Below are 7,813 nucleotides of genomic sequence, written 5' to 3'. Positions count from 1 at the left end.
TGAATGAGGGGGCCCGGACGGACCCGCAACGCCGACCACGTTCTCAATCAACCGCTCGTCGCCGTAACTGATCCATCCACGCATCGGCGTCGACGGCGATTGAGACACGGTCGCTCAACTCCGGGTCTTCGAAATACTTCGAAATCGCTTGCCCGCTGACCAGATACGCCTCGCGCTCCAACCTCTGCAACTCGGCCAATTCACCGCCGAACGCTGAATTCCCGTCGCTCAACCAACGATCTAACAGGAATCGACAAAGCTCATCCACGTAACGATCTGCCCGTGTCCGTTCGACCGCCAACCACCACTGCGTCGGCTTGTGGCTGTACTCGCCGGCGAATTGTTCGCCAATCGCTTTGGACTGATACTGACGCCAACTGCGGATCAAACTGTTGCGCCGAGACTCTCTGACGAGCTTTTCATCGGGCACCAACTGAATCAACTCCTTCAGTTGGTGCGTCACCCCGTCCTGCTCGACATAGGCGACAAGCACGCGGGCCGCGACCAGGTCCGAGATCTCTGCCACACCCATCAAGACGTTGAAATTTGCCCCACCGCTGACGGCTTGTTCCCGAGTCAGACGCGACCACTTCAACAACACCCGGACCGCATCGAACTGTTTCTCGCGCGCGTCTGCCAACCGCGGCGTCGGCGGATACACGTGGGGCTCCAAATAGGCCGCGAGGTTAGATCGCGCGTCGTTTTGATGAAACTGCAGAGGATAATAGGATCGCACGTTGATGATTTGCATCACCTCCTTAAACGAAAGATGCTGGCCGATGCTATCGGTTGCTGCCAGTTCCTTTGCGATCCGATCGTCACGACCTTCCGGGCTCACGACCGCTTTTAAGACCAGGGTCTCGAGCCTTCGAACGTATGCCGGGTCCAAGATGGCAACCTTGTCGGCGGTCGGATCGACGCGGGGTAGTTCGATGGAATACATCTGCTGTCGCCACGCGATAGGTGGAGCCGGCGTGGTGGTGTAGCGTGCTCCGAGCACCACGACATAGGGCAAAATCAGCGCGGCAACAATAAATCCGATCATCGGCACCACGTAGTCTTTCCCCTTCTCCCCGGCCATCCATTTCGGCGTCAGTCTCCACGATGCCAGCAAGAGAATCGCCGACGACAGCAACAACACAGCCGAGGCTCGCGTGTAGAACATCAACAGGCCGGCGAGGACGAAAGCGGCCAACTGAACAAACACCGGTCCGGCGAAGAACGCCAACGTCGGTCGTGGCGACCACTGTGAAACCAACTGTGTCAGCGCAAAGCCCGCCAAGACGATCATGACGGTGATCGTCAGCCGGTTGTCCCAGCTCCATGCCACCCCGTGGTCGGCATCCGCCGCATCGCGATAAACACCCGCCAACACAAGGCTTGCCAGAATGATCGCCGTGACACACAGTGTCGGTCCGACGCGAGTCAGCCAGACCCCCGTCGGCGAGATGCCGCGATCATACAAAAACAAACATCGTTTTCTTACCGAATCACTGTAGAACGTCAGTGCCGCGATCATGAACAGCGGCAAGATGCAAATCGAATGGCCGACCAACAACATCTCCTCGCTCGACGAGCCGGTGATCAGAGCGCCGGCGATCGCCACCACCGTCAGTAAGACGAGTTGCCAACGAATCGGCCGCACCTGCAGCCACAACAGCGCGAGCAGCGGTCGCGGTCGACCGAAAATCATCGCCCCGGCGAGCTTGGACGAAACCACGTCCTGGGGAGGCCGAAATGCGCCGGTCGACACTTCTCCAATCGCTCGCCCGGCACGCCGAGATTCCGGCCAAGTCAATCGTCGCCAAGCGGCAAACAGGCTCAAACCGGTGAGCACCAGCAACGCCACCACAATCAGCAGGGCGAACGTCCCCAAGTTTTGCTGAATGACACGGTGCGGCGGACCGTGAAATTGTGCCGAGGGAAGGATGACCACTGCCGCGTACATCACGCCCCAAATCGCCGCAATCACCAGCGGAACCAACGTGACCAGGGCCGTGATCGGTGACCGAAACCAATAGGCCGTCGTGAAGCTGGACAACATCACCGCGATGCTCAACGCCACCGCACCGGCGCAGTGAATCCAGAACGGCTCGGGCAGTCCGCTACTCTGGCGAATCCGATCGATCCAATAGTCGCTCAGCGCCGACCAGTACGCCAGAAAGCAAATCGTTGCGACGGCCCACGCCAACAACAAGCAGACGCTCGTGACCAGCAGCTTGCTCGCCGTGATCGTCTTCCAGCCGGCGGGCAGGGTTTGCAGCCAAGCCAATGAACCGCTCTCCTCCTCGCCACCGATTAAAACGGCTGGAGCACCACAGGCGATCAGCATCGGCAGCAACATCCAGATCGCGTACGCCAACCCCATCCGCTCGGTGCCGACGTGGCTCACGCCGGCGAACAGCTCCAACAACACGAAAAACCCCACGATCAACGCCGGCGTGGCGATCGCCAGCGTCCGAAGCGTGCGCGCGTCCTTCCAAATCATTCGCTGCAGGATTCTTCGATTCATCGTCATGCTCCGCTCATCTGACGCGATTCTTTAAACGTTTGATCGACTCGTGGGCTTGAAACTCGTACAGCGGACGCATCAGTTCGGTCAGATCCGCTTGCTCGGCCGAGTACACGAAGTTTGGAATCTCCCAAACCCCAATCATCGCCCCTGATCGCCAATGCTGTTCGGCAAGCATGACGGTCTGATCGACAAATCGTTGCCGCCGCAACGCTTCAATCGATCGAATGAACTCGGTCCGGGGCAGCGGTGACCTGCTGCCGAACGACAAGGACGGATCGCGATCGGTGACGCCGGCTTGCCATGACGCGATCAAGCTGTTGCGGCGTGATTCCGACACCAGCGAATCCTCGCCAAACATGCCGGCCAGTTCCCTGATCTCAGGCGTCATCGAGCGTTCATCGAGATGTCGCTGCAGGATGGCTGCGGCGATCCATTCGGCGTACTCCGAAACCCTGCTCAACCGCTCGAACGATGTCTGACCGAAACGCGCTTCCTGACGAACCATCCGGGACCATTTCAGCAACACCCGAGCGACACGCAATTCCAGGTCAAGCTGATCGGCTCCGAAGCGAACATACCCATCCGCTCCCATGCTGAACGAAGACCCTCGCGCCCCCGCGCTGGACGCATACCCTTCCGGCCAATAGGGAATACGCGCCACCAGTTCATTGAAGGACACGAATTCCGCAACGGTTGTCGCCGCCGCCAGCTCTTGGGCCAACCGTTCGTCGAAACGATCGCTCCGGGGCGGCGTCAGCAACTCATCGCGCAAGAAACCGTTCCAAAACACGTCCTGGTTCGGGACGGCCGCCGGATAGATTTCGACTCGATGGTGGTCTGCCGGTCGCGGCGGAAATTGGTACGCCAACATCCGCGTTCGCCACTGAGTCTGCTCGGTAGGGATCGTCGCACTTCGTACGCCGAGTACCAACAGATAGGGCAAAATGATCGCGAGCGAGAAATAGCCGACGAATCGAGTGGTGTAACTCCGCCCGGTCGACCCGGACAACCAGCGCGGTGTCAGTCGCCACGAGGCAAACAGCAACACCGGCATCGACGCCATCGCGGCCAACAGCGCGCCCTCACGGTACGCATCAAACAAGGGGTAAAACAAGAGAAACGCCAACACGGAAATCACGGGCGAGGCCAAAAACGCGAACACCGGCCGTGGCGCCCACTGCGACACCAATTGGCACAGCGCATAACCGACAAACAACAGCATCATGGATAAGGTCAGCTCGTCAAACCAAACTAGTCCGTACTGGTGCGTCAGATTCCAAAGCAACTGGTTCAACAGCAGAACGAGGCAGATCAACCCGCATGCGATCGCCGTCGGCATCAACCGCGTCCGCCAGATCAACGTGGGGGAAACACCGCGATCGGCCAAGAACACACAGCGTTTGCGAACCGAGTCTCCATAGAACGTTGAACCGGCGATCCCGAACAACGCCATGGCCGTCACCAAGCTCGCCAGTTCTTCGCCATTGCCTCGGCCCCAGACGGCGAACGTGACGCCCAGCACGCCGACGAGTGTCAGGATCAATAGAATCCAAACGTTCTGTCGCACCGCCTGCCACAACAGGGCGCGCGTCTTCGTCGGCCGCCGCAAGGCCAAGGAGACGCCGTACCACGACATCGGCACGGTGCTGGGAGGCCGGAAGGCGTCGCCGGAAACACGTTGCTTGATCCGCCGGCCGAGCGATTCATCGGGGCCGGCGAGCCGTCGCTTGGCCATCCATTGATGGAGAGCGAACAGCACACCGATCGCTGCAATGGTTGGGACCCCCAGAACGGACCAGAACTGCAGGGCAGAGATCGACTGCCATTGCGGCCGGCCCTGCAACGTCGTTTCCAGGAAGTACTCCTCAACACCGACAAAGGCAATCGCAAACACAACCATCGCCGGCAACACAGCCAACAGCGCGTTGATCGGCGAACGGAACCAATACGCCAAAATAAATCCGGTCAGCAACAAGGCGAGACTGAAGACCCACTGTGAAAAGACCGCGACGGCAGACCAGTCCGGCACGTTGCGCGAGTTTTCGGCCCACGCGATCACATGGTCGGGTAGAACCGCCCACTGCAACCAATACAACATGCTGGCCAAGATCCATCCGGCCACGAGTGCCGCGAAGGCAACCAGCAACTTGCTCAGCGCGACGCCACGCCAACTCATCGGCAGCGTCCGCAACCACGTCAGCGATCCGCTCTCCTCTTCACCCCCGACCAGCAGCGCCGGGGCACCAAAAGCGAGCAAATTCGGCAGAACGATCCAAATCATCCGCGACAGACCGAGTCGGGTTTGGTTCTCCACGTCCATCACCGCTTCGGCCATCAGCCACAACAGCGCGTTGAATCCGAAGATCGCCGCCAGCGTCGCGATCGCCAACGGAGCGAGCGTACGGGCGTCTTTCCAGATCAATCGCTGCATCACTTTTTGATTCATCTTTCCGTCTCACGTTGGCAATGGTTCTTCATCGCGTCACCGTCGGTTTGCGAGTTGGTCATTGGGGGTCACTCATCACGCTTTCTTCCTCCAAAGTCACCCTCCTGGCAGGAGGGTCGAGCAAAGCGAGGGGAGGTCGATCGGTGAAACATCGCGTTCACGAAACCTGCAACAGGCCGCGACCCAAGCACCACGGCTAACCCTCTCCTCGCTGACGCTCGACTCTCCCAGAGGGAGAGTGACCTCACTCGTTCTTGATCAATGGTTCCGGATCAGCACGATTTCCAAACCCTCACCTCTCACACCGCCGACACACCCGACGTGGGTTTCACCTTCTCCCGTTGCTGCGCCGGTCGGACCGCGTTGGTGTCACAGACCGCCACAAAGATCTCTTCCAGCGTCGGCGCCTCCTCATCGACCTTAATCACGCCCGACGCGTCGCCATAGTCGCTGCGCCAGTCGTCGGCCAAATCGCGGACGATCCATCGCACTTGCCGCCCGTTCTTGGCTTCGGTCAAAACTTCGCCGCGAGGCATCAGCACGGCCGCATCGCCGTGCTCCAGTGTCGCCGTGACGACACGCGTGGAATCACGCAGCGCCTCCAACGGCTGGACAAGTTTTAAATCGCCCTGATGCAAAATGCCGATCCAATCCGCGACGCGTTCGACTTCGTTGATCTGGTGGCTGGAAAGCAACACGGTGCGGCCCAGCGATGCCCGGTCGACCATCGATTCCAAAAATTGCCGGCGAACCATCGGATCGAGTCCGCTGGTCGGTTCGTCGAGAATCAGGAGTTCTGGGTCGTGCGAGGTGGCCAGGGCAAGCGCGACTTTGGCGCGCTGCCCCTTGCTCATGTTCTTCAACTTGACGCCGGGCGGGACGTCGAAGCCCATCAACGTTTCCGCATAACGCCCGGGAAACTCGTCGTCATAAAACGCCGAGGTGAACCAGCCGATTTCGTCCGCGGTCATCCATTCGTACATCGCCGGCGAATCCGACACATACCCGGTCTGTTGACGAATCTTTTGACCGTCCTTCAAACACGACAACCCCATCACCGTGGCGGATCCGCCGTCCGGTTTGAGTGACCCGGTCAAAATCCGAATCATCGTGGTTTTCCCGGCACCGTTTTCACCGAGTAGTGCAAAAACGACGCCCTGAGGAATGTCTAGCGTCACGTCGATCAGGGCGCGGTTACGGCCGAACGATTTGCTGATGTTCTGCAATGAAATGACGGCGTTCATGTCAGGATGCTTCCCTAGGAAAGACAAGTGGAGGAGGGTCAGGAGTTGCCATTGCCAGAGGCGTGTTTCGCGGTTTCGATCATTGCGGATTGTCGCTCCAATTCCGCTTCGAACAGTTCTCGCAGTTCCGCGGTCGTCATCCCGCCGGCCAGCGCATCGGACAACGCCCGCCGAACACTTTCGGCGACCAAAGAATTACGGGCCTTGGTGCAACGCTTCATCGCGTCACGGCGGACCACCATCCCGCGGCCCCGCAACGGTTCGAGCACGTGATCGGACTGTAATTCTTGATAGGCCCGCGCGATCGTGTTGGAATTGATCGCCAAGTCATTGGCCAGTTGCCGAACGCTGGGGACCATTTGCCCGCCGACCAAGATCCCGTCGGCCACGGCCAGTTTGACCTGACGTACGATTTGCTCGTAGATCGGTAGATCGCCATCGGCGTCGATTGAAAAGAACATCCAAGCCATCCCATGTGAAAGCGGCCTTCGGTGTACCTGTGTCATGGTACACCGCGTCGCCTGGTGCTGTCAAGCAAAAAGTGGGAGAGCGTTGCAGGTCCGCTACAGCTCCTCGCGGTCGAACGCCGGAATCCCGCGCCCTTGGATCAATCGCAAGGCCACGACCAACGCCAACGCCGCGACCGGAATCGCCAAGGGCAATCCGAGCCCGAAGACGCTGAAACCGAACCCGACGAGAAAGAAGACTCCAACGACCAGAAAGAACGAGGTCATCAGATTCGACTTGGTCATCTCCAATGATTCCCGCACCACAGCCCCACCGAAGCGACCGTCCATGGCCAGCGGAATGACCGGCCACAACCGCATCGCCGAGAGCGTCAGCAACAGGATCGCCCCCACGAACGCCCCGACCGTCATCAACAAGTGGATCTCGGTCGCCTGGACGTTGCTGCCGACATTCATGATCACGATGGCCAGACCGATGACGACCGCCACGCACGTGATCGCGATGGTCATCGCGATCAGCAGCGAAATGAACTCAGCGGCCTTGGGGACGAACCATGACCGAGTCTTCGGCGGTGGATCGTCTTCCAAATCAGGGCCGGCGTCACAAACATCCAACGACAGGTTCAGTGCGAACCAGACCGAATAGACCGTCACCAACAAAAACCACGGTGACGCGATCGCAAGCCACAGCAACGCCTGCTTCAGATTGGTGCTCGCCATGTCGCTCAAAACCGCCAGCGGTAAAAGCAAACCCAACACCACCAGGACCGACGGTATCAGGAACGGCATCAACAGAGGACGACGTCTTTCGATGAAGACCGATTGCGTGTCCGCAAAGATGTGTTCAATCGGGATCTTGCGATAACGTTTGACCGCGACCGGTTGCGGCGTCAGTTGCGGCGTCACCACCGCGGTCGGACTGCTCTCCAAGACCGTCGGTGCCGCGGCGATGAACCGGGCCTGACAGGCCGGGCAAACCGCAGCCTTGCCGTCCGCTGCGATCGGTAATTCGAGCGATGCATTGCAGGACGGACAGGATTGTTGAAAGGAGCTCATTGCCGCAGTCTAACATCGCGCGGACATGCGCGGTGGGGGATGTGTTTGACATCGATGGTAGCGGCAGGGCGCGAGCCCTCCGGTC

The 7,813-nt window shown here is 59.5% G+C and carries 5 protein-coding genes; all 5 read right to left on the bottom strand.

Annotation, left to right across the window (positions count from 1 at the left end):
• Positions 1-43 precede the first annotated feature (43 nt).
• A complete protein-coding gene (locus NZK35_RS28140) occupies positions 44-2,512 on the bottom strand; it encodes an HAD family hydrolase (RefSeq protein ID WP_259635857.1) in 2,469 nt (822 codons plus the stop codon).
• Between the two features lie 13 nt (positions 2,513-2,525).
• Positions 2,526-4,961 carry a hypothetical protein gene (locus NZK35_RS28135; protein WP_259635856.1) on the bottom strand — a complete coding sequence of 812 codons (2,436 nt, stop codon included), beginning with the start codon at positions 4,959-4,961 and terminating at the stop codon, positions 2,526-2,528.
• A gap of 299 nt (positions 4,962-5,260) precedes the next feature.
• Positions 5,261-6,205, bottom strand: coding sequence for an ABC transporter ATP-binding protein (locus NZK35_RS28130; RefSeq protein WP_259635855.1), 945 nt, complete (start codon positions 6,203-6,205; stop codon positions 5,261-5,263).
• A gap of 38 nt (positions 6,206-6,243) precedes the next feature.
• A complete protein-coding gene (locus tag NZK35_RS28125) occupies positions 6,244-6,666 on the bottom strand; it encodes a GntR family transcriptional regulator (protein ID WP_259635854.1) in 423 nt (140 codons plus the stop codon).
• Positions 6,667-6,768: 102 nt separating this feature from the next.
• The gene (locus NZK35_RS28120) at positions 6,769-7,728 is read right to left on the bottom strand and encodes a zinc-ribbon domain-containing protein (protein ID WP_259635853.1); all 960 of its coding nucleotides are present in this window, start codon (positions 7,726-7,728) and stop codon (positions 6,769-6,771) included.
• Positions 7,729-7,813: the final 85 nt, after the last annotated feature.

This window comes from Stieleria sedimenti (assembly GCF_025060895.1).
GTDB classification, from domain to species: Bacteria; Planctomycetota; Planctomycetia; order Pirellulales; family Pirellulaceae; genus Stieleria; species Stieleria sedimenti.
This window is presented reverse-complemented; position numbering and strand designations above follow the sequence as displayed.

What these genes read in the sequence shown, in the direction of transcription:
- NZK35_RS28140 (WP_259635857.1), bottom strand. Translation starts at nt 2,512, where the DNA reads ATGAATCGAAGAATCCTGCAGCGAATGATTTGGAAGGACGCGCGCACG.
- NZK35_RS28125 (WP_259635854.1), bottom strand. Translation starts at nt 6,666, where the DNA reads ATGTTCTTTTCAATCGACGCCGATGGCGATCTACCGATCTACGAGCAA.
- NZK35_RS28135 (WP_259635856.1), bottom strand. Translation starts at nt 4,961, where the DNA reads ATGAATCAAAAAGTGATGCAGCGATTGATCTGGAAAGACGCCCGTACG.
- NZK35_RS28130 (WP_259635855.1), bottom strand. Translation starts at nt 6,205, where the DNA reads ATGAACGCCGTCATTTCATTGCAGAACATCAGCAAATCGTTCGGCCGT.
- NZK35_RS28120 (WP_259635853.1), bottom strand. Translation starts at nt 7,728, where the DNA reads ATGAGCTCCTTTCAACAATCCTGTCCGTCCTGCAATGCATCGCTCGAA.